Origin of the sequence: Amycolatopsis samaneae, assembly GCF_039541975.1 — a bacterium.
GTDB classification, from domain to species: Bacteria; Actinomycetota; Actinomycetes; order Mycobacteriales; family Pseudonocardiaceae; genus Amycolatopsis; species Amycolatopsis samaneae.
Map to the genome: position 1 here is coordinate 730299 of NZ_BAABHG010000001.1, position 23969 is coordinate 754267.

A 23969-nucleotide genomic window follows, 5' to 3' on the forward strand; every position below is an offset into this window, starting at 1 on the left:
TTACAGCGCTTGTTCGCCGGCCAGTCCGGTCACGAGTTGGTCCATCTGGTCAGGGGAAAGATCCACGAGCGCGCCCGCCGTGGGCGCCGCCGCGGTGTCCGCGCCCTCGGCGGGGAGTTCCTTGACGACCGCCGCCAGGCGTTCCGGTGTCTTCTCCTCGAACACCTGCCACGGGCTCAGTTCCAGCCCCTTCCGGCGGGCCCGCGCCGACAGTTGCATCGAGATGATCGAGTCGCCGCCGAGTTCGAAGAAGCTGTCGTCGGGACCCACTCGCTCCAGGCCGAGCACCTCCGCGAACAGCGCGCACAGCCGGGCCTCCATGGCCGTGGCCGGCTCCCGCCTCGACGACATCCCGCCGAAGTCGGGCGCCCGCAGCGCCCGGTGGTCGAGCTTGCCGTTCGGGGTCAGCGGCATCCGGTCCAGCGGCACGAACGCCGCGGGCATCATGTACTCCGGTAGGCGTTCGGCCGCCAGTTCGCGCAGCGCGGAGGCCAGGTCGCCGCCCTCGGCGGTGGCCTCGGCCGAGGGCACGAAGTACGCCACCAGCCGTTTGTCGCCCGGCCCGTCCCGGTGCACGGCGACCGCCACCTGGGCGACCTCCGGGTGCTCGGCGAGCACGGCCTCGATCTCGGCCGGCTCGACCCGGTACCCGCGCACCTTGACCTGCGCGTCGATCCGGCCCGCGAAGAGCAGCTGGCCCTCCCTGGTCCAGCGGAACAGGTCGCCGGAGCGGTACATCCGCTCGCCGGGGGCGAACGGGCTGGCGACGAACCGTTCCGCGGTCAGGCCGGGGCGGCCGAGGTAGCCGCGGGCCAGCCCGACGCCGGTGATGTAGAGCTCGCCGACCACCCCCGGCGGCACCGGCTGCAGGTAGGCGTCGAGCACGTAGTGCCGCACGTTGTGGATCGGGCCACCGAGCGGGACCTGGTCGTGGCCAGGGGACAACGGGGCGCTCATCGTCGAGCAGATGGTCGTCTCCGTCGGCCCGTAGGCCTGGATCACCCGGCGGCCCGGCGACCAGCGGTCCACCGTCGCGGCCGGGAGTGCCTCGCCGCCCGTCAGGAAGGTCTCCAGGGTGTCCGGCAGGTCCTCCTCGGCCGCCAGCACGCTCGGCGACACGGTGAGGTGGGTGATCCGCCACCTGCGCAGCGCGTCGCCCAGCGTCACCCTCGGCGGCATGCTCCCCGCGTCGGGCAGTACCAGGGTCGCGCCGGCCAGCAAAGCCATGTACAGCTCGGAAACGATGGCGTCGAACCCGATGGCGGACAGCTGCAGGACCCGGGAGGAGGAGGTCACGGCCATCCGCTCGATGTGCGCGTACCCCAGGTTGACGAGCCCGGAGTGGGTGACCACGACACCCTTGGGCACCCCGGTCGACCCCGATGTGTAGATCACGTACGCCGCGTCGTCCGGCGCCACCGGAGGCAACTCGACGTCCGGGTCGGCGGCGGGCAGGTCGTCGAGCACCAGCACCGTGCCCGCGAAGCCCGCCGGCACGACCGTCCGGGTCGCCGCGGTGCACACCAGCACCTCCGGCGCCGAGTCGGCCAGCATGAACTCGACGCGCTCACGGGGATAGTCCGGATCGACCGGGACGAACGCCCCGCCGGCGAACGTGACCGCCATCAGGGTCACCGCCAGCTCGGCCGAGCGGCCGACGACCACGCCCACCCTGGTCTCCCGGCGCACGCCCAGTCCGACGAGCAGCCGGGCCAGCGATTCCACCTCGCCGAGCAGTTCGCCGAACGACAGCCGGCGCTTCGCGTCCTCGACCGCGACCGCGTCCGGCGCCCGCTCCACCTGCCGGCGGAACACCGCCGGCAGGGTTTCGGGCGCCAGCGGCACGTCGGTCCGGTTCCACTCGTCCACCACCAGGCGGCGCTGCTCCTGGCCGATCAGTCCGACGCGGCCGACCGGCGTCCGCGGCTCGGCCACCACCTGTTCCAGCGCGCGGAGGATCGCCGCGAGCAGTTCCCCGGCCTCGGCCCGGTCGACCACGTCCGGCCGGTAGATGAACTCACCGTGCACCAGACCCGCCGCGGAGGCGCGCATGGACAGCGGATAATGCCCGGTGTCGTTCGGGATTCCGGTGGAGCGCATGACGAGCGCGTCGGGGTCCCCGGACCGCGGCCGCGGTGCCGGGGGCGGGTAGTTCTCGAAGACCACGATCGTGTCGAACGCCGCGCCGGGACCGGCGAGCTGCTTGAGCTCGGCGAGTCCGACGTGCTGGTGCGACATCAACGCGACCTGCCGTTCCTGGAGGTCCGCCAGCATGTCGAGGAACGGTTCGGCGCCGGTGAGCCGGGCCCGGACCGGCAGCATGTTCATGAACAGGCCGACCGAGGACTCGACGCCGGGGATCTCGGGCGGACGCCCGGCCACCGCGGCGCCGAAGACCACGTCGGCGCGTCCAGTCAGCCGGGCCAGCAGCAGCGCCCAGATTCCCTCGAAGAGGGTGTTCATCGTGACGCCGTGCCGCCGGGTGAACTCCACCAGACGCCGGCTCCGCTCCTCGTCGAGTTCGAACCCGACGCGTTCGGGCTCTAGGGGCGCGGTGATCGTGTCCGGCGGCACGACGTGGGTCGCCTCGTCGAGCCCGGCGAGTTCGGTCCGCCACGCCTGCCCGGCGGCCGCCTTGTCCTGGCGGGCGATCCAGGCGAGGTAGTCGCGATAGGACGTCGCGGCGGGCAGCGCCCGGCCGTCACCACCGGCTTCGTAGGCCGTCAGCACACCCACGGTGATGAGCGGCAGTGACCAGCCGTCGGCCACGATGTGGTGCGAGGTGAAGACCAGCCGGTGACTGCGTTCGCCGAGACGCACCAGGTGCAGGCGCAGCAGTGGTGCCCGCGTCAGGTCGAACCGTTCGGCGTGCGTGCGCGCCGCGAGGCGGTCGAACTCCGCCAGCGCCTCGTCCTCGGGCAGCCGGGACAGGTCGGTCTCCCGCCAGTCCAGCGTCACCTCGCGGGCGATCGCCTGCACGGCCGTGCCGGATCCGAGCTGGTGGAAACTCGCCCGCAGGGCGGGATGCCGGTCGAGCAGGGCCTGCCAGGACGCGCGGAAGCGGGCGGCGTCCAGCGGACCGTCGAGGGTGAGCTTCCGCATGCTCGCGTAGACGTCCGGCCCGCGCTCGTCCGCGGCGTGGAACAGCAGGCCCTCCTGGAGCGGGGACAGCGGCCAGATGTCGAGCAGCTCCCCCACGGCGGCCTCGACCTCCGCCACGTCCCGCTGGGTCAGCGAAATGAGCGGGAAGTCGGACGGCGTGTGCCCGCCCGCGCCGTCGTCGACGGCGTGCGCGGCGAGGCCGGCCAGCATGTCCAGCCACGTCTTCGCGAGCGATTCCGCCTCGGCTTCGCCGAGCATCCGCCCGGCCCAGGTGAGGGTGAGACCGAACTCGGGTCCCTCGGCGGAGTCCAGCACGACCGCGTCGATCTCCATGACGTGCCGCAACGGCCGGTCCGGCTCCCCCGTGCCGCCGATGGTTCCGGTGATCCGCCAGGGTTCGGCCGCGCCTTCGCCACGGGACGAGAAGCGCCCGAGGTAGTTGAACCCGATCTCCGCCTTCGGCAGTGCCGCGAGGACCGGCCCCGTCCCGGCGTTGAGATACCGCAGCATCCCGTAGCCGAGCCCGCCGTCGGGCATCGCCCGCACGTTTTCCTTGACCTGCTTCAGCAGTCGACCGGCCGCGTCGCCCCCGGCGAGCACCTCGCCCGGGTCGGCCCCGGTCACGTCCAGCCGGATCGGATGGACGTCGGTGAACCAGCCGACCGTGCGCGACAGGTCCAGCTCGCCGATCGGCTGGCGGCCGTGCCCTTCGACGTCCACCACGACGGCGGTGCCGCCGCGCCAGTACGCCACCGCGCCGGCCAGTGCCGCCAGCAGCACTTCGTGGACACCGCAGTGGAAGGCCGAGGTCGCCTTCTCCACGAGCACGGCGGTCCGTTCCCTGGGCACCGTCCAGGTCCGGCGTCCGGCGGTCGACATGGTGTCGCGCGCGGAGTCGAGCTCGCCCAGCCTCGACTGGGCCCCGTCGAGGATCTCGGTCCACTTCGCCAGTTCCGGGGTCCGGATCGCCGCCTCGTCGGCCAGCGTCCGCGCCCAGCGCCGGAACGAGACCTCGACCGGATCGAGCGCCGGTTCACGGCCCGCGGCCACCGCTTCGCAGGCCGCCTGCAGGTCCGGCACCAGGATCCGCCACGACACGACGTCGGCCACGAGATGGTGCGCCACCACGACAAGCCGTCCGGCCCGGCCCGGCCCGGCGTCCACCCACACCGCGCGGAGCAGCGCACCGGCGGCGGGAGCCAGCCGGGCGGCCGCCTCTTCGGCGCACCGGTCCGCGAGCTCGTCCAGCGCACCGGTACCGGCCTCGACCCGCTCGACCAGCGCCGCCGCGTCCACCGTTCCCCGGTCGGCCACGACCAGCCTTGGTCGCGCGCCGCCGCTTTCGACGACCCGGCCGCGCAGCAGGTCGTGGGTGTCGAGCAGCGCGGCCAGCCCGGCGGTCAGCGTCGCCACCGACAGGTCGGCGGGCGCGCCCACGGTCACCCACTGCGCGAGCGCGCCCCGGGTCATCGCGTGGGGATCGCGTTCGAGCAGGGCCCGCGTCACCGGCGTCCAGGGGACCTCGCCGACGCCGTCGGCGTCCTCGGCCCGCGCCGGTCCGCCCTGTTCGGCGACCGCCGCGATCCCCGCGGGCGTCTTCTGCTCGAAGACCTGCTTCGCGCCGAAGACGAGATTTTCGCGCCGCGCGCGGGCGGCCAGCCGCATCGAGAGGATCGAATCGCCGCCCAGCTCGAAGAAGCCGTCGTCGGGCCCGACCCGGTCCAGCCCGAGGATCTCGGCGAACAGCTCGCACAGCACTCGCTCGGCCTCGGTGCGCGGCTCGCGCCCGGTCTCGTGCCCGGCGAACTCGGGGGCGGGCAGGGCGCCGCGGTCGATCTTTCCGTTGAGCGTCAACGGGAAGACGTCCAGCACCAGCACCGCCGCGGGCACCATGAACTCCGGCAGCCGCGCCGCGAGGTGTGCCCGCACCGCATCGGAATCCAGTCCCCGTCCCGATTCCGCGGTCACGTAGCCGATCAGCCGCTTTTCGCCGGGACGTTCCTCCCTGGCCACCACGACCGCCTGCGCGACGCCGGGTACCTCGGTCAGCGCCGTCTCGATCTCCCCCGGCTCGACGCGGTAGCCGCGGATCTTCACCTGGGTGTCGGCCCGTCCGGCGAACAGCAGCTCGCCCCGCTCCGTCCAGCGCGCCAGGTCGCCGGTGCGGTACATCCGCGCACCGGCAGCGAACGGATCGGCCACGAACCGGTCCGCGCTCGGCCCGGTCGCGCCGAGGTAGCCGTGTGCCAGCCCGGCACCGGCGACGTAGAGCTCACCGGTCACGTTCGGGGACACCGGCTGGAGGAACGCGTCGAGCACGTACACCCGCCGCCCGGCCAGCGGCGTCCCGATCGGCAGCGCGTCGCCCGTTTCCGCCCCCGGTTCGAGGATCTGCCAGGTGGCGCAGAGGGTGCTTTCGGTCGGGCCGTAGAGCTGACGGAACCGGACCTGGGGGCACGCCCGGCGCAACCGCTCGACGGAGGCGAGGGGCACCGCGTCCCCACCGGTCAGGATCTCGCGCAGCCCTCGGAAGGACTCGGGCGATTCCTCGGCCAGCGCCCGGAAGGTCCCGGCCGTCAGGTGGACGGTGGTCACGCCGCCCTCGATCGCTTCCCGCAGCCGCTGCGCGTCGACCGCGCCCGGTTCCGCGACCACCACCCGGGCCCCGCTGACCAGTGGCACCCAGATTTCGACCAGCGACGCGTCGAACGCGTGCGACGCGTGCAGCAGCACCCGATCGCCGGGCCCCTGCGACCAGCCCGGATCGCCCGCCAGCGCCGCCACGCTGCCGTGCGGCACCGCGACGCCCTTCGGCACGCCGGTCGATCCCGAGGTGTACATCACGTAGGCCACGTCGTCCGGACCGGCCGTGATTTTCGGTGCCTCGTAAGACGTTTCCCCGCTCGCCGGGGCATCCACGACCACCGGCTCGACCCCGGCGGGCACCGCGTCGCGGGTGGCCGTCACGCAGACCGCCACTGAGGCGCCGGAGCCGGACAGCATCCGCTCGATCCGTTCCGCCGGATAGTCCACATTGACCGGTACCTGCGCGGCACCCGCCTTCCAGACCGCGAGCAGGGCGACGACCAGATCCGCGCCGCGTCCGGCCACCACGCCGACGCGGTCGCCGCGCCGGACGCCCCTGCCGGCCAGGCGCCCCGCCAGCCGATCCGATTCCCGGTCGAGTTCGGTGTAGGACAGGGTGCGACCGGCGTCCACGAGCGCCACCGCGTCCGGGGACCGGTCCACCTGCCGCCGGAACAGCTCGGGCACCGACGACCCGCTCGCCGCTTCGGCGCTCGAACTCCCGTGCTCCACCATCGACGCGCGCGCCGATGCGCTGGTCACGGCCAGGCGGCCCACCGGCAGCGCGGGCTCCGCCACCACCCGTTCCAGGACCCGCACGACCTGCCGGACGACCTCGGCCGCCGTTTCCCGGTCGAGCCGATCGGGCCGGTAGGCCGCGTCGATCCGCAACCGCTTTCCGGGCGAGACGCTCAGGGTCAGCGGATAGGTGGTCCCGGTCCGGGTGCGGACCGACCGGATCGCGAAACCGTCATCGCCGCCGGGACCGGCGTCGTCGTCCGGGTAGTTCACGACCATCACGATGGTGTCGAAGACCGCGCCCGTCCCCGCCAGCCGCTGGATCCCCGCCAGCCCCAGGTGCTGGTGCTCGGTCAACGCCGACTGGCGGCTTTGCAGGTCCCGCAACACCTCCAGCATCGGCCGGTCGCCCTGGAGCCGCACGCGGACCGGGACGGTGTTGATGAACATCCCGACCATCCGCTCGACGTCGGGCACCTCCGCCGGACGCCCCGAGACCACCGTCCCGAACACCACGTCCGTCCGGCCCGCCAGCCGCGCCAGCACCAGCGCCCACGCGCCCTGCACGATCGTGCTCACCGTCAAGCCATGGCCGCGCGCGAAGCCGGTGAGGGCCCGCGTCGCCTCCTCGGACAGCCATTCGCCGTGCCCGTCCGGCAGGACCATGGTCCTGTCCGCGTCGGCGTCCATCAGGGTCGGCTCGTCCACGCCGGCGAGTTCGGCCCGCCACGCCGCGCGGGTCGCCTCCTCGTCCTGGCCGCGCAGCCACGACAGATAGTCCCGATAGGACGGTGGCGCCGAAGAGCCCTGTCCGCCCGCGTAACCGGCCGACATCTCGCCGAGGACGAGCGGGGTGGACCAGCCGTCCAGGACGAGGTGATGCGACGTCACGACGAGCCGGTGCGTGCGCTCCCCGAGGCGGATCAGCGACAACCGGAGCAACGGCGGCCTGGTCACGTCGAACCGCTCCGCCTGGTCCCGCGCGAGCAGGCGGTCGACCTCCTCGGCCGCGGCCGCCTCGTCGAGGTGCGACAGATCGGCCTCACGCCAGGGAATCTCGACCTCGCCCGCGACGACCTGCACCGTTTCGCCGGACCCCAGCTGGTGGAAACCCGCCCGGAGCGACTCGTGCCGGGCGATCAGCCGTTGCCACGCCGCGCGCAACCGGGACGCGTCGAGCGGTCCGTCGAGGTCCAGGACCCGCTGGCTCTGGTAGACGTCGACGCCGTCCTCGTCGAAGGCCCGCTCGAAGAGCATGCCCTCCTGCAACGGTGACAGCGGCCAGACGTCGGTCAGTCCCGGTGCCGCCGCCTCCAGCTCCGCCACGTCCAGCGGGGTCAACGCGACGAGGTCGAAGTCGGACGGGGTGTGCCCGCCGGTGGCGGGATCCCCGGCCAGTGCCGCGAGACCGGTCAGCGTCTCCAGCCAGGCCTCGCCGAGCCGTTCCACCGCGACGGGGTCGAGATCCCGGCCGTCGACGGCGAGCCTCAGCCGGGGCCCGCCGGGTGTGTCCCGCACGTCCGCGGCGACCTCCACCGCGTGGACCATGAGCATCCCCGGACCGCCGCCGAGCGCGTCTTCGCTTTCCTGCCACCCGGTTTCCCCGTCGGCGAGACCGGACCGGCCGAGGTAGTTGAAGCCGATCTGCGGGGACGGCAGCTCCGCCAGCCTGGCCCCGGTACCGGGGTTGAGGTAACGCAACAGCCCGTAGCCGAGGCCGTCGCCGGGGGCGGCGCGGACCTGGTCCTTCACGGTCTTCAGCAACTGCCCGGCCGCCGCGCCGCGCGGATCGATACCGGAGACGTCGAGACGGACCGGATGCACGCTGGTGAACCAGCCGACGGTGCGCACCAGGTCCTCGCCGTCGGCGGCGTGGCGGCCATGGCCTTCCACGTCCACCAGGATCCCGGCGCCGGTACCGCGCCAGCGTGCCACCGCACCGCCGAGGCCGGCCAGCAGGACCTCGTGGATCCCGCAGTGGAAAGCCGCGGGCAGCCGGGTCACCAGATCGCGCGCCGTGGTCCCGGACAGCGTCCGCGACCACGAGTGCGACTGTCCCGGCCGGTCCTCGGGGAAGGACTCCGCGCCTTCCAGCACGGCGACCCAGTGCCCGGTCTCGGCGATCGTGGCTTCGCTGAACGCCTGCTCGGTCAGCCGCCGCGCCCACTGCCGGTACGACGTCGCCGCGGGTTCGAGGGCGGGGGTATCGCCGGAGAGCACCGCGTCGTAGGCCGAGCGCAGATCCGGCACCAGGATTCCCCACGAAACCGCGTCGACCGACAGGTGGTGCACCACCAGCGCCACCCGGCCCGGCCGGGTGCTCCCGGCGTCGACCCACACGGCCCGCACCATGATTCCCGCCGACGGGTCCAGTGTGCCCGCCGCCCTCCTGGCTTCGCGTTCGGCGAACTCGTCGAGGTCCCCGGTCCCGGCCGTCACCCGCGTGAGGAGACCGGCCGCGTCCACCGCGCCGCGCCCGGCCACGACCAGCCGCCCGTCCGGCTCCACCCGCGCCCGCAGCAGATCGTGCGTGTCCAGCACCGCCCGCAGGGCGCCCACCAGGGCGTCCGGACTCAGGTTCGGCGGGGTGACGAGGACCTTCGCCTGCACGAAGGCAGGGCGGGTCGCGGCGTCTCCGAGGGCGCGCATCACCGGCGTCCACGGGATCTCCCCCACGCCTGTGTCCACTGTGGAGCGTCGAGCCGCCGGGGCCGTCCGCACCAGTGCCGCGAGCCGCTCGGGGGTCCGGTGCTCGAAGATCTGGCGCGGGGTGAGGGAGATCCCCGCACGCCGCGCGCGGGCCGCCACCTGCATCGACGAGATCGAGTCACCGCCCAGCGCGAAGAAGCTGTCCTCGACCCAGACCCGTTCCAGGCCGAGGACCTCCGCGAACACTCCACAAAGGACTCGTTCGGCCTCCGTGCCCGGCTCCCGGCCCGCCGTCTTCGCGGCGAAGTCCGGTTCGGGCAGCGCCCGCCAGTCCACCTTTCCGTTGACCGTCAACGGCAACCGGTCCAGTACCAGCACCGCGGCCGGGACCATGAACTCGGGCAGCGTCCCGGCGAGCTGTTCGCGCAGCCACACCGGGTCGAGCTCCTGCCCCGCTTCGGCGACGACATAACCGGTCAGCTGACCGTTCCGTGTGGACACCACGGCCTGGCCGACACCGGGCAGGCCGTGCAGGGCCGTCTCGATCTCGCCGGGCTCCACGCGATACCCGCGGATCTTGACCTGGTCGTCGGCACGCCCGGCGAACGCCAGCGTGCCCTCCTCCGTCCAGTACGCCAGGTCCCCGGTCCGGTACATCCTCCCGCCCGTCGCCCGACCACCACCCCCCGCGAAGGGATCGGCGACGAACCGCTCGGAGGTCAGCGCCGCACGGCCCAGGTAACCCTGCGCCACCCCGGCCCCGGCGACATACAGCTCGCCCGTCACGCCCGGGGGCACGGGCCGCAGGAACGCGTCGAGGACGTAGGCCCGCCGCCCCGGAAGCGGTCGCCCGATCGGCAGCACCGATCCCGCCGCGTCGCCGGGTTCGAGCAGCCACCACGTCGCGCACAGCGTGGCCTCGGTCGGGCCGTAGAGATGCCGCACCCGCACGCCGGGACTCGCCCGCCGCACCCGATCCACCGCCGTGGGCGGCACCGCGTCCCCACCGGTCAGCACCTCACGCAGCCCGGCGAGCGACTCCGGTGCCTCCTCGGCCACCACCCGGAAGGTCCCCGCGGTCAGGTGGGCGGCGGTGACACCGCCCGCCACGTGTCCGGCCAGCACCTCGCCGTCCACCGCGCCCGGTCCGGCCAGCACCACCCTGGCACCCGAGGACAGCGGCACCCACAGCTCGAACAGGGAGATGTCGAACGCGTGCGAGGCGTGCATCAACACCGCGTCGTCCGGGCCGACCGCCCATCCCGGCTCCCCGACCAGCGCCGCGACGTTGCCGTGCGACACCGCGACACCCTTCGGCGTCCCCGTCGACCCCGAGGTGTACATCACGTAGGCGAGGTCGTCGGCGCTCGTACCGGCCGACAGGCGGGCGCACTCCGCCACCGCCCGCCGTGTCCGGGGATCGTCGAGGACGATCGGATCGAGCCCGACGTCCAGCACCGCCTCGCGGTAGGTTTCCGCGCACACCACCGCCGCGGGCCCGGAGTCCGCGAGCAGGAACTTCACGCGTTCCGCCGGGTAGGCGGGATCCACCGGGACGTAGGCCGCGCCCGCCTTCCACACCGCGAGCAACGTCGCGATCAGCTCGGGCGAGCGGTCCAGCACCACGGCCACCCGGTCCCCGCGCCGGACTCCCCTTTCGCGCAGGTAACCGGCGAGCCGCTCCGCGTGCCCGGCCAGTTCCCCGAACGACACCGTCCGATCGCCGTCGACGATCGCTGCCCGGTCACGGTGGCGCTCCACCTGGCGGTCGAACAGCTCCGGGGCCGACCGGCCCGGCGCCGCACCGGACGCCGTGCCCCAGTCGTCCAGCACCACCGCGCGCTCGGCCGCGCTCGTCACCTCGATTTCGGCCACCGTGCGGTCGCCCGCCTCGGTCAGCCGGCGCAGCACCGCCGCCAGCCGCTCGGCGATGGAGAACACCGTGGCCTCATCGAAGAGATCGGTCAGGTAGTCGAGTTTGAGGAGCATCGACTCGCCGGGCACGACGACCAGCGTCAGCGGATAGTGGGCGGCCGCCCGGCCCTGGTTCACGCGAATGCCGAAGGTTCCCTCGGAATCCGAATCGGCGGGCTTGTGGGGGAACTTCTCGAAGACGAGCAAGGTGTCGAAAACCGCGCCGGGCCCGGCCGCCTGCTGGATGTCCACCAGCCCCACGAACTGCTCGGGGATGAGCGCCGCCTGCCGTTCCTGGACCTCCGCCAGCAACTCCATGACCGGCGTCGCGCCGCGGAGCGGCACACGCACCGGAACGGTGTTGAGGAACAGCCCCGCCATGGCCTCCACACCGGGCAGATCCGGCGGGCGCGCCGAAACCGCCGCCCCGAACACCACGTCGGTCCGGCCGGCCAGCCGCGCGAGCACCATCGCCCACGCGCCCTGCACCACCGTGTTCAGCGTCAGCCCCCGGCCACGGGCCAGCTCGTCCAGCGAGCGCGTGAGGTCCGCCGGCAGCGCGAGTTCGACGCTCTCCGGCACGGACGGCGCTCGCGCCGGATCGGCGGGCGCCACCAGCGTCGGCTCCTCGGCGCCCCGCAGTTCGTCGACCCATGCCGACAGCGCCCTTTCCTTGTCCTGCCTGCTCAGCCACGCGAGGTAGTCCCGGTAGGACGTCACCGCGGGCAGGGCCAGCGGGTCGCCGCCCGCCGGGTACAGCGCCGACAGCTCGTTGACCACGATCGGCAGCGACCAGCCGTCCATGATCGTGTGATGGCAGGTCACCACGAGGCGGTGCGCGCGGTCGCCGAGCCGGATCAGGGTCAGCCGCAGCAACGGCGCCGTCTCCAGGTCGAACCGCTTCGTCCGGTCCTCCTCGGCCAGTGCGTGCACGGCAGGCCCGGGATCGTCGAGGTGGGACAGATCGACCACCCGCCACGGCAGCTCCACCTCCCTGGCGATGACCTGCACCGTCTCACCCGACTTGCGCTGCCGGAAGCAGGCGCGCAGCGGAGCGTGCCGGGTCAGCATCGCCGCCCAGGCCGCGCGCATCCTCGCCGCGTCCACCGGCCCGTCGAGGTCGAGGATCCAGTGTCCTATGTAGACATCAATCCCCGCACCGTCGTAGACCGCGTGGAAGAGCAACCCGGCCTGCAGTGGCGACAGCGGCCAGATGTCCTCGATCCGCGACTGAGCCATCAATATCTCCCTCGATCAGCGAAGGCTGGAAGTTCGTCGTCGACCTCGGCCGTGTATTCCCCGATCACGTTTTCGTTCGATTCGAGGAGGTCGAAGCCGGATATGGAATGTGCCGCGCGGAAGAATCATCCGCCCGGCGGGCGTGCCCGGACAACATGTCCAGGCACACCCGGGCGACAAAGGCACGGAAACGCCGGTGGCGAACGGCTTACCGGTGGTCGAACTCGGCCTCGAATTCGTCGATCTCGTCCTGGTCGAGATCGAGGAGTTCGACTTCGGCGACCGACTGCCCGCCCGCGACGGGAACCGCCGCGCCCAGTTCCACGATCGTCGCGATACCCGCGGGCGTCCGGTGCTGGAACACCTCCCGCGCGCCGAAGGCCATCCCGTCCCGGTGGGCCCGCGCCGCCAGTTGCATCGAGAGCAGCGAATCGCCACCCAGCTCGAAGAAACTGTCGTCCGCGCCGACCCGCTCCAGGCCGAGCACCTCGGAAAACAGCACGCACAACATCCGCTCGACCTCGGTGACCGGCTCCCGGCCCGAAACCCGCCCGCTGAAGTCGGGATCCGGCAACGCCTTACGGTCGACCTTCCCGTTCGCCGTCAACGGCAGCGCCTCGAGCACCACCACCACCGGCACCATGTACTCCGGCAAGCGGGCCGCCACACCCTCGCGCACCGCGACCGCGTCCACTGTGGACTTTCCAGCTGGAGTCACGTACCCGACCAGCCGCTGGCCGAGCTCGCTGTCCCGGACCACCACCACGGCCTGCCCCACCGACTCCTGGGCCACCAGGGCCGCCTCGACCTCGCCGGGCTCGATCCGGTACCCCCGCACCTTCACCTGGTCGTCGGCACGACCGGCGAAAACCAGCTCGCCGTCGGGGCTCCACCGCACCAGGTCCCCGGTGCGGTACATCCGCGCACCGGACCCGAACGGATCGGCCACGAACCGCCCCGCGGTCAGCCCGGCTCGTCCCAGATACCCCCTGGCCACGCCCACACCGGCGATGTACAACTCGCCCACCACCCCCGGTGGCACCGGACGCAACCACGAATCCAGCACGAACGCCCGCGCGTTCGCGGTCGGGTAGCCGATCGGCGGGATCTCGTCGCCGATCGGGATCGGCGGGCCGATGGTCATGGCGATGGTCGCCTCGGTCGGCCCGTAGGTGTTGATCATCCGGCGCCCCGGCGACCACCGGTGCACGAGTTCGGGCGGGCACGCCGCCACACCGAGGACCAGGCACGGCAGGACCGTCTCGGGTACCTCGGGCACGGTGGCCAGCACGGGCGGCGGGATCAGCGCGTGGGTGATCTCCTGACCGGCCAGCACCTCGGCCAGCTCCGCCCCGGCCACCACGCCCTCGGGCGGAACCACCAGTGCCGCGCCGCCGCCGAGCGCCATGAGCAGTTCCAGCACCGAGACGTCGAAACTCGGCGAGGCCAGCGCCAGTACCCGGCTCCGGGCGGTCAGCCCCAGCCGCTCGGCCAGGCTGGTGGCCAGGCTGGCCAAGCCGGTGTGGGTGACCACGACGCCCTTGGGCTGCCCGGTGGAACCGGAGGTGTAGATGAGGTAAGCCGCGTTCCCGGGCACCGACCGCGACCGCACCGGACCGGTGGGATACCCGCCCGCCGCGCGCACCACCGACTCGTCCACCACGACCGCCGGCCGCGCGTCGGCGAGGATGTAGTCGATGCGTGCCTGGGGATAGTTCGCGTCGATGGGCAGCCAGGCGGCGCCGGCCTTGGTGACGCCCAGCACGGCGACGGCCAGTTCCAGGCCGCGCGGCACCATGACCGCGACCCGGTCCTCGGGCCCGGCACCGTGGTCGGCGAGCCAGTGCGCGAGCTGGTTGGCGCGGGCGTCGAGCTGGGCGTAGGTCAGCGACCGGTCCCCGAAGACCACCGCGGTCGCCTCCGGGTCGGTGGCGACCCGCGCGGCGAACAACTCCGGCAGTGTGTGGGCGGGCACCGGCGCCGCGGTGTCGTTCCACTCCCGCAGCCGTCGTTCTTCGGCGCCGGACAGGATCGGCACCGCCGACAGCGGCGACCGCGGAGCGGCGACCGCGGCTTCGAGCACCCGCGCGAACCGCTCCAGCACGGCACCGGCCTGCTCGGCGGTGACCAGCGCCGGCTGGCGCTCCAGCCGCAGCCGCAGGCCGCCGTCCGGAATGGCCGTCAGCGCAAGGGGATAGTGGGTGGAATCGACCTCGGCCACACTCCGCACCCGGACCCGGTCCGGTTCCGCGTCGGCGGCTCCGTCACCGGTCTCGGCCGGTTTGGGGTAGTTCTCGTAGACGAAGAGGGTGTCGAACAGCTGCCCCAGCCCGGCGGCCTGCTGGATGTCGGTGAGCCCGAGGTGGTGATGGGCCAGCAACGCCGCCTGCCCGTCCTGCACCCGCCGCGCCAGTTCGGTGAAGGTGTCCCTCGGCCGGGTCCGGATCCGGACCGGGACGGTGTTGATGAACAGCCCGACCATGGACTCGATTCCGGGCAGCTCGGCCGAGCGTCCGGACACCACCGATCCGAACACCACGTCGTCGCGTCCGGTCATCGCCGCCAGCACCATGCCCCACACCGCCTGCAGCAGCGCACTGACCGTGACACCGCACTCGCGGGCCCTCGCCACCACGGCCTCGAACACCGCTTCGTCCAGCGCGGCCCACGTCTGTTCCGACGCCTCGACCGGCGCCGGCCGGTCCGCCGCGATCAGGGTCGGCCCCGGCAGGTCCGCCATGGCCTCGCGCCACGCGGCGGTCGCGGCGTCGCGATCGGTTTCGCTCAACCAGGCCAGATACCGCCGATACGGTGTCACCGGCGCCAGCGCGGACGGATCCGCTCCGGTGCGGTAGAGCGTGAACAGTTCGTCCAGCAGCAGCGGGATCGACCAGCCGTCGAGCAGGATGTGATGCGTGGTCAGCACCAGCCGGTACCGGTCGGGGCCCACCGCGATCACCAGGAACCGCAGCAGCGGGGGCCGCGCCAGCTCGAACGGCCGGGCCCGTTCGGCCGCGGCCGCCGTCTCCGCCTCGGCCGGCGGATCCGCCGAGTCCGTCACGTCCACAAAGGACACTGGAACGTCGACGGCGCCGGGGATCACCTGGTAGGCGGTCCCGGCGGCGCTGTGCCGGAATCCGGCGCGCAGATTCGCGTGCCGGACCGGCAGTTCGCGCACCGACCTCCGCAGCAGCGGCAGGTCCAGCGGACCAGTCAGCTCCAGCACCGCCTGCGCGGTGTAGACGTCGACGCCGCCCGCGTAACCGGCGTGGAAGGCCAGCCCGTGCTGCAACGGCGACAGCGGCAGCACGTCGGCCACCCCGCCGGCATCCGCGTGTTCGGCTTCGAGGGCCTCGATCTCGGCCTGGTCCAGGTCGACGAGCGCGAAGTCGGACGCGGTGTGCCCGCCCGCGGCGGGATCCTCCGCCTGCCGGGCCAGCCCGGACAGCATCTCCAGCCATCCCCGGCCCAGCCCGTCGGCCTCGGCCTCGTCGCACAGGTCGTCCCGCCATTCCAGCGTGAGCACCAGTTCCGGGCCGTCCGGCAGATCCCGGACGATCGCGGTCGCCTCCAGCGCGTGCGGCAGCTCCGTGCCCGGATCCAGTGCGCCGCCGAGGTCGGCGACCGGCTGCCACGGCCGCGCACCGTCCGGCGCACCGACGAACCGGCCCAGGTAGTTGAACCCGATCCGCGGCGAAGGCGATGCCGCGAGCACCGACCCGGTCTCCTCGTTGAGATACCGCAGCAGCCCGTAGCCGAGCCCGTCTCCGGGCACCGCGCGCGACTGCTCCTTGACCGTCTTCAGCAACCTGCCCGCCGCCGGACCGCCGGCGGGCACCTCGGCCACGTCGATCCCCGCCAGCTCCAGCCGCACCGGATGCGTGCTGGTGAACCAGCCCACCGTCCTGGACAGGTCCAGGACGTCGTCGGCGGGATGGCGGCCATGGCCTTCCACCTCCACCAGCACCGTGTTCCGGCCGTGCCCGCGCGCCACCGCTCCGGTCAGCCCGGCCAGCAGAACCTCGTGCACACCACAGTGGAACGCGAGCGGGACCCGCCCCGCCACGGCCGAAGCCGCCGCTCCCGGCAGTGTCCACGACCGCGAGCGCACCGTCCCGGTCCGGTCCGTTTCCGGCCGGAGCGTGTCGACCGGCCGCTCCTCCCGACCGAGAATCGCCTGCCACGCCGCGAGTTCCGCGACCCGCTCGGCGGAGACCGCCCATTCCTCCAGCAGACCCGCCCACCGCCGGAACGGCACGTCCACCGGCTCCAGCGCCGGTTCCCGGCCCGCGGCCGCCGCCTCGTACGCCGCCCGCAGATCCGACTCCAGGACCCGCCACGACACGCCGTCGACCACCAGGTGATGCGCCACCAGGATCACCCGGCCGGGCCCGGCGTCCACCCAGACCGCCTGGAACACCACGCCCGCCGCCGGGTCCAGCCGTCCCACGGCCTCCCGCGCGGCGTTCGCCACGACCTCGTCCAGCGCACCGCCGTCGGCCACCACCCTGGTGACCAGCCCGGCCACGTCCACCGATCCGCGCTCGCCCACCACCAGGCGTCTGCCCCCGGCACCGTGCACGACGCGTGCCCGCAGCATGTCGTGCGTGTCCACCACGGCGGCCAGCCCGGCCACCAGCGCGTCCTCCGCCAGGTCCGCGGGCGTGCCCAGGACCACCCACTGCGCGAAACCCGGCCGCGCGGCGCCGTCCCCGAACATCCGCATCACCGGTGTCCAGGGGATGTCGCCCACGCCTGTGTCCACTGTGGAGTGAGCACGGCGCGGCAGCGGGGATTCCGCCGCCAGGACCGCGATCCGCGCCGGCGTCTTCCCGTCGAACACCGCGCGCGTGCCCACGGCCATTCCCGCGCGGTGGGCCCGCGTCGCCAGCTGCATCGAGAGGATCGAATCCCCGCCCAGCGCGAAGAAGTCGTCGTCCGCGCCGACCCGCTCCAGGCCGAGTACCTCGGCGAACAACGCGCACAACACCCGCTCGGCCTCGGTGACCGGCTCCCGTCCCGCCGTCGCGGCGGCGAACCCGGGATCGGGCAGCGCGCCCCGATCGATCTTCCCGTTCGCCGTCACCGGCAGGGCGTCCAGCGGGATCACCGCCGCGGGCACCATGTGCCGGGGCAACCGGGCGGCGAGGTCCTCCCGTACCGCCCGCGGATCGACATCGCCCGGGGAGACGTAGGCCAGCAGCCGGTCCGCGCGGACGGTCACCGCGGCCTGGGAAACCCCGGGGTAGTCGGACAAAGCGGCCTCGATCTCGCCGGGTTCGATCCGGAACCCGCGGACCTTGACCTGGTCGTCGGCCCGCCCGGCGAACACCAGCTCACCCTCGCCGGTCCAGTACGCCAGGTCCCCGGTCCGGTACATCCTCCCACCGGGGGCGGACGGATCGGCCACGAAGCGCTCCGCCGTCAGCCCCGCGCGTCCCAGATAGCCGCGGGCCACCCCGATCCCGGCCACGTACAGCTCACCGACGATCCCCGGCGGCACCGGAAGCAGGAACGCGTCGAGCACGTAACACCGGCCACCCGCGATCGGCGTCCCGATCGGGACCACGTCCCGGCCCGCCACCAGCGGCGTACTCATCGCCGCGCACACGGTGGCCTCGGCCGGGCCGTAGGCGTCGACCATCCGCCGCCCCGCCGACCAGCGATCCACGAGGTTCGGCGGACAGGCCTCCCCCGCCACCACCACCGTCTCCAGCCCGTCCGGCAGGGCGTCGGCGGTGCCCAGCACCGACGGCGGCACCGTCACGTGCGTGACCTGCCACCGTTCCAGCGCCTCGGCCAGCGACACCCGCGGCGGCAGGTCCGCCGCCGGCGCCATGACCAGTGTCGCCCCGGACAGCAGCGCCATCAGGACCTCCGACACCATGGCGTCGAAGCCCAGCGCCGCGAACTGCAGGACCCGCGACGACGGCGTCACGGCGAACCGGTCGATCTGCGCCGCGGCCAGATTGCCCAGCCCCGCGTGGGAAACGACGACACCCTTCGGCGCCCCCGTCGACCCGGACGTGTACATCACGTACGCCGCGTGACCCGGGCCCACCGGCGGCAATTCCGTGCCCGGATCCCCCGCCAGATCGACCTCGTCGGCCACCACCAGCCGATCCGCGAACTCCGCCGGCACCGCGGACCGGCTGCTTCCCACACACAGCACCGAAACCGGGTCGGCGTCGGCCAGCATCCACCGCACGCGTCCGGCCGGATACGCGGGATCCACCGGCACGAAGGCGGCACCCGCCAGCGTCACGCCCAGGATCCCGACGACCCACCACGACGACCGCTCCACCACCACGGCCACCCGGCGCTCCGGCCCTGCCCCGCGAGCCCGCAGCACGGCGGCCAGGCCCACCGCCCGCTCCCACACCTCCCCGAACGACAGCTCACCCTCGCCGTCCACCACGGCCACGTCGTCCGGCCGCTCCGTCACGACCCGCTTCACCAAGGCGGGCAACGACTTCCCCGTCACCAGCGCCGGAGCCGGGTCGTGCGGGCGGCCCGCGCGCACACCGGCCCGCCCCACCGGCCCGGACGGATCGGCGACCAGCGCGGCGAGCGCGTCGACGAACCACCGCAGCGCCGAACCGGCGACGTCCTCCCGGACCTGCCCGCGCCAGTAGCTGAGCTGGACGCGGAACCGCTCTCCCGGGATGACGCCGAGGGTCAGCGGGTAGTGGGTTCCCTCGATCGTGCCCAGATACGCGAACGGCCCGGCGAAGTCGCGCGGGTAGTTCTCGAACACCAGCAGCGTGTCGAACGTCGCGCCGGGCCCGGCCGCCTTCTGGATCTCCGGCAGTCCCAGATGCTGATGCGGCATCAGGGCCGACTGCCGGCGCTGGAGGCCGGAGAGCATGTCCAGCACCGTCTGCCCGCCGTCCAGTGGCACCCGGACCGGCACCGTGTTCATCATGAGGCCCGGCATCGACTCCACCCCGGCGAGTACCGCGGGACGGCTGGCGGCCGTGGCGCCGAAGACCACGTCGGTCCGCCGCAGCAGCCGCGCCAGCACCATCGCCCACGCGCCCTGCACCACCGTGTTCAGCGTCAGCCCGTGGTCGCGGGCCAGCCGCGTCAGCCCGGCGTACAGCTCCGGCGGCAGGTGGTCGACATGGTGGTCGTAACCCGCCGCGGCGGCCGCCGTCGCGACCAGCGCGGGCTCGTCGAGTCCGGACAGCTCCGCGCGCCAGGCCACCCGTGCCGCGTCTGCGTCCTGCCGGTCCAGCCAGGCCAGGTAGTCCCGGTAGGAGGCGACGTCCCCGCGTTCGGGGAACCGCCCCCCGGCCGCGTAGGCCTCGGACACCTCGTTGAGGATGACCGCGATCGACCAGCCGTCGATCAGGGTGTGGTGGATGACGACCAGCAGGCGGTGCCGGTCCTGGCCGATCCGGGCCAGCACCAGCCGGGCCAGCGGCGCCTCGGCGAGATCGAACCGCTTTTCCTGCTCTTGGGCGGCCAAGGCGTCGACGGCCGCGTCGACGTCGCCCGCCCCCGACAGGTCCACCTCCCGCCACGGCAGGGTGACGCGCTCGTGGACGACCTGCACCGTCCGGCCCGACGGAAGCCGGTGGAAGCTCGGCCGGAGCTGGGCGTGCCGGGCGAAGACCGCTTCCCAGGTGGCCCGCAGCCGGGCCACGTCCAGCGGTCCGTTCAGCTCCAGGACCCAGTGCACCTGGTAGATGTCGAGACCCCGCTCGTCGAGCGTCGACTGGAAGAACAGCCCCTCCTGGAGCGGCGCCAGCGGCCAGACCTCCGCCGCCTCCGGGACGACGCGCGCCAGCTCCGCCTCGTCCTCCGCGGTCAGGGTGATCAGCGGCCGGTCGTCGGGCCGGTCGGCCGGCACGGCACGCGCCACGGCCGCCAGCCGGGCGGGGGTCTGCTCCTCGAGGATCTGGACGGGGCTCAGCAGCAGCCCGGCCTTGAACGCCCGTGCCGCCAGGCGCATCGCGACGATCGAATCCCCGCCCACCTCGATCAGGCCGTCGTCGACACCGACCCGGTCCAGGTCGAGCAGCTCCGCGAAAAGCTCGCACAGGACGCGCTCCGCCTCGGTCACGGGTGCGCGACCGGCCGCGTTCGCGGCGAACTCGGGCGCGGGCAACGCCGCCCGGTCCACCTTGCCGTTGGCGGTCAGCGGCAACGCGTCCAGCACGATCACCACGGCCGGGACCAGGTGCTCCGGCAGGACCGCCCCGAGCCGCTCGCGGACGAGCACGGGATCCACGTCCCGATCCGCCACCACGTAGCCGATCGGGCGCTCGTCGATCGCCACCAGCACGGCGTCGTGGACACCCGGCTGGGCGATCAGCGCGGCCTCGATCTCGCCGGGCTCGATCCGGAACCCGCGGATCTTCACCTGGTTGTCGGCCCGGCCCGCGAACAGCAGCTCACCGTCCACGGTCCACTGGGCGAGGTCCCCGGTCCGGTACATCCGCCCGCCACCCACCGTGTCGCCGGGTGCGAACGGATCGGCCACGAACCGCCCCGCCGTCAGGCCCGCCGCGTTCAGGTAGCCGTCCGCCAGCCCGGCACCGGAGAGGTACAGCTCACCGACCACCCCCGGGCCCACCGGCCGCAGCGACGCGTCGAGCACGTGCACCCGGCGGCCCGACAGCGGCTGTCCGAGCGGCAGCACCGGACCCGCCACGTCACCGGGTTCGAGTAGCTGCCACGTCGCCCACACCGTCGCTTCCGTCGGGCCGTACAGGTGCCGGACCCGCACCCGGGGGCAGGCCGCCCGCACCCGCTCCACGGCGTGCGCGGGCACCAGGTCACCGCCGGTCTGCACCTCACGGAGTCCCGCGAACGATTCCGGCGCGTCCTCGGCCACCGCGCGGAAGAGCCCCGCGGTCAGGTACACCCGCGTCACCCCGGCCGCGACCAGTTCCCGCAGGCGCCGGGCGTCCACCGGTCCCGGTCCGGCGATCACCACCCGGGCACCCCACGCCAGCGGCACCCAGATCTCGAACATGGACGCGTCGAAGGCGTACGGCGCGTGCATGAGGACCGCCTCGCCGGGATCCATCGCCCAGCCGGAACTCGTCACCAGTTCGGTCAGGCTCCGGTGCGGGATGGCCACCCCCTTCGGGGTACCCGTCGAGCCGGAGGTGTACATCACGTACGCCAGGTCGCCCGGACTCGCGGTGACGGCCGCCGCTTCGCCCGCGTCCTCACCCGGGGCGGTGTCCGGCTCGATCGACTCGATCCCCTCCGGTACGCGGTCGCGCGCGGCGGCCGAGCACACCATCAGGGACACCCGCGCGTCCGCGACCATGAACGCCACCCGAGGGGCGGGATAGGAGACGTCCACCGGCACGTACACCGCCCCGGCCTTCCCGATGGCGAGCAACGTCACCAGCAGGTCCGCCGAACGGTCCATCATGACCGCGACGCGATCACCACGGCGGACACCGCGGCCGGCCAGCCGCCCGGCCAGCCGTCCCGCGAGCTCGTCGAACTCCCGATAGGTGAGCACCCGGTCCCCGTCGACCACGGCCACCGCGCCGGGTGTACTGGCCACGTGCCGGGCGAACAGGTCCAGCACGGTCGGGGTGGTCTGCGCTGCCGCGGAATTCATCGTTCTCCTTCACGAACCAGGTGGTGCACCAGCCCAGGCCCGGTGCCGTTCGGTTCGGCCCCGTTGCTTCCCGGCGTGACGAACTGCGTGTGGTAGAGCTCGGCGTAGAGACCGCCCCCGGCCAGCAGCTCGTCGTGCGTCCCGCGCTCCCGCACCCCGCCCCCGTCGATCACGAGGATCTGGTCGGCCTCGCGGATCGTGGACAACCGGTGGGCGATCACCAGCGAGGTACGGCTGCGCAGCGCGGTCTTGAGCGCCCGCTGGACGGCGGCCTCCGATTCGGAGTCCAGGTGCGCGGTGGCTTCGTCGAGGACGACGATGGTGGGTTCCTTCAGCAGCAGCCTGGCGATGGCCAGCCGTTGTTTCTCCCCGCCCGACATCCGGTAGCCGCGATCGCCGGTGACGGTGTCCAGCCCGAGCGGGAGAGAGTCGATCAGGTCCCAGATCTGGGCACCCCGGCACGCCTCGATCAGCTCGTCCTCGGTGGCGGAAGGGCGGGCGTAGAGCAGGTTTTCCCGGATCGTGTCGTGGAAGAGGTAGGCGTCCTGGCTGACCACGCCCACCGTTTCGCGGAGCGAATCGAAGGTGAGGTCCCGCAGGTCGTGTCCGCCGACGCGCACGCTCCCGGCGTTCGGGTCGTACAGCCGCGACACCAGGTGGGTGATGGTGCTCTTCCCCGCGCCGGACGGGCCGACGAGCGCGGTGAGGGTTCCGGCGGGCACGTGGAAACTCACGTCGCGCAGGACGTCCGGCGTCACTTCCCCGCGCTCCCGCTCGGCCCGCAGATGCTCCAGCGACGCCAGCGAAACCTCGTCCGCGGTGGGATAGCGGAACGACACCGCGTCGAACTCGATGTCCGGCGCCTCGTTCCTCGCGAGCCCGACCGCGCCGGGGCGTTCCTGGATCAGCGGTTTCAGATCGAGCAGCTCGAAGACCCGGGAAAAGCTCACCACGATGGTCTGCGCGAGTTCCTGCATCCCGGACAGCTGGGTGATCGGCCCGAACAGCCGTCCGAGCAGGGTGGCGATGGCGACCAGCGTGCCGAGCTGGAACGCGCCGGCGAGTACGAGCCCGCCCCCGATGCCGTAGACGAACGCCGTGGCGAGCGAGGCCACCAGCGCCATCATGACGAACGCCAGCCTGCCGTAAACCGCGAGACTCACGCCGATGCCCCGGATCTTCCTGGCGCGATCGGTGTATTCGGCCATTTCCTCGGACGGCCTGCCGAAGAGCTTGGAGAGCATCGCCCCCTGGACGTTGAACCGTTCCTGGAGAAGGCCGCCGAGGCCGGCGTTCGCGTCCATCAGCCGTCCGGTGCGCCGCTGGATCACCCGGCCCGCGTGGATCCAGGGCACGAGGAACAGCGGGATCAGCACCAGCGTGATGACGGCGACGAGCCACGAAAGGACGAACAGCTCGATCAGCACCACCACGACCACGACCAGGCTGGTGACCGCCATGAGCAGGCCGGTGAACTGCTGCCGCGCCATGATCAGTTCGGTGTGCAGCCTGCCGACCAGCACCCCGGTCTGGGTGCGGGTGAAGAACGCGATCGGCAGCCGCCGGACGTGGTCGAGCGCCTGAACGCGGAGATCGTAGGTGACCCCCTCCCCGATCCGCCCGGAGATGTAGCCGGACACCAGCGCCAGCGCCGCGCTCAGCACGGCGAGCCCGGCGGCGAGGGAGGCCGTCAGTATCACCACCCCGAGATCGTTCTTCGCGATTCCGCTGTCGACGAGTTCCTTCAACAGCAACGGAGTCGTGACGACGATCAGCGCCTCCAGCACGGCGACGAGAACGAAGAGCGTCACCTTGCCGACGTGCGGGCGGAAGTAGGCGAGCACCCGGCGCACCGTCCCCTTGCGGACCTTGGTCACCCAGGGGTCGGGATCGTCGGCGCTCCTCTTCACACCCCCGTAGCGCAACACAACGTCCATCCGGGCCACCTCTCTCGCACGCCGAGCCGGTGATCTCCATCGTGCTGAATCGCACCGGTGTCCACGAGTGGGTCCAAGCGAACATTCTTGGCACTTGGACGTATTCGCCCGCACCGGCGCCGCAGCACGGGTGTCCACTACGGACACAACGGGTTCGGCCGCCGTCCCGGTGGCGATTCGCGCGCCGCCACCGAGGTGTTTTCCGGGAATCCGGC

The 23969-nt window shown here is 72.9% G+C and carries 3 protein-coding genes; all 3 read right to left on the reverse strand.

What is annotated here, in order from left to right:
• The 3 genes from ABD987_RS03190 to ABD987_RS03200 all read right to left on the reverse strand — a co-directional run bounded on the left by ABD987_RS03190 (position 1) and on the right by ABD987_RS03200 (position 23754).
• The gene (locus ABD987_RS03190; protein ID WP_345386641.1) at positions 1-12228 is read right to left on the reverse strand and encodes a non-ribosomal peptide synthetase; all 12228 of its coding nucleotides are present in this window, start codon (positions 12226-12228) and stop codon (positions 1-3) included.
• A 208-nt stretch (positions 12229-12436) separates the two neighbouring features.
• On the reverse strand, positions 12437-21817 hold the full coding sequence (locus ABD987_RS03195; protein ID WP_345386643.1) for an amino acid adenylation domain-containing protein: 9381 nt from the start codon (positions 21815-21817) through the stop codon (positions 12437-12439).
• On the reverse strand, positions 21814-23754 hold the full coding sequence (locus ABD987_RS03200; RefSeq protein ID WP_345386645.1) for an ABC transporter ATP-binding protein: 1941 nt from the start codon (positions 23752-23754) through the stop codon (positions 21814-21816). Before ABD987_RS03200 ends, ABD987_RS03195 begins: the two co-directional genes overlap by 4 nt.
• Positions 23755-23969 lie beyond the last annotated feature (215 nt).

Bases quoted from the DNA above. Each gene is read 5' to 3' on its own strand.
- ABD987_RS03195 (WP_345386643.1), bottom strand. From the start codon at position 21,817: ATGAATTCCGCGGCAGCGCAGACCACCCCGACCGTGCTGGACCTGTTC.
- ABD987_RS03190 (WP_345386641.1), bottom strand. From the start codon at position 12,228: ATGGCTCAGTCGCGGATCGAGGACATCTGGCCGCTGTCGCCACTGCAG.
- ABD987_RS03200 (WP_345386645.1), bottom strand. From the start codon at position 23,754: ATGGACGTTGTGTTGCGCTACGGGGGTGTGAAGAGGAGCGCCGACGAT.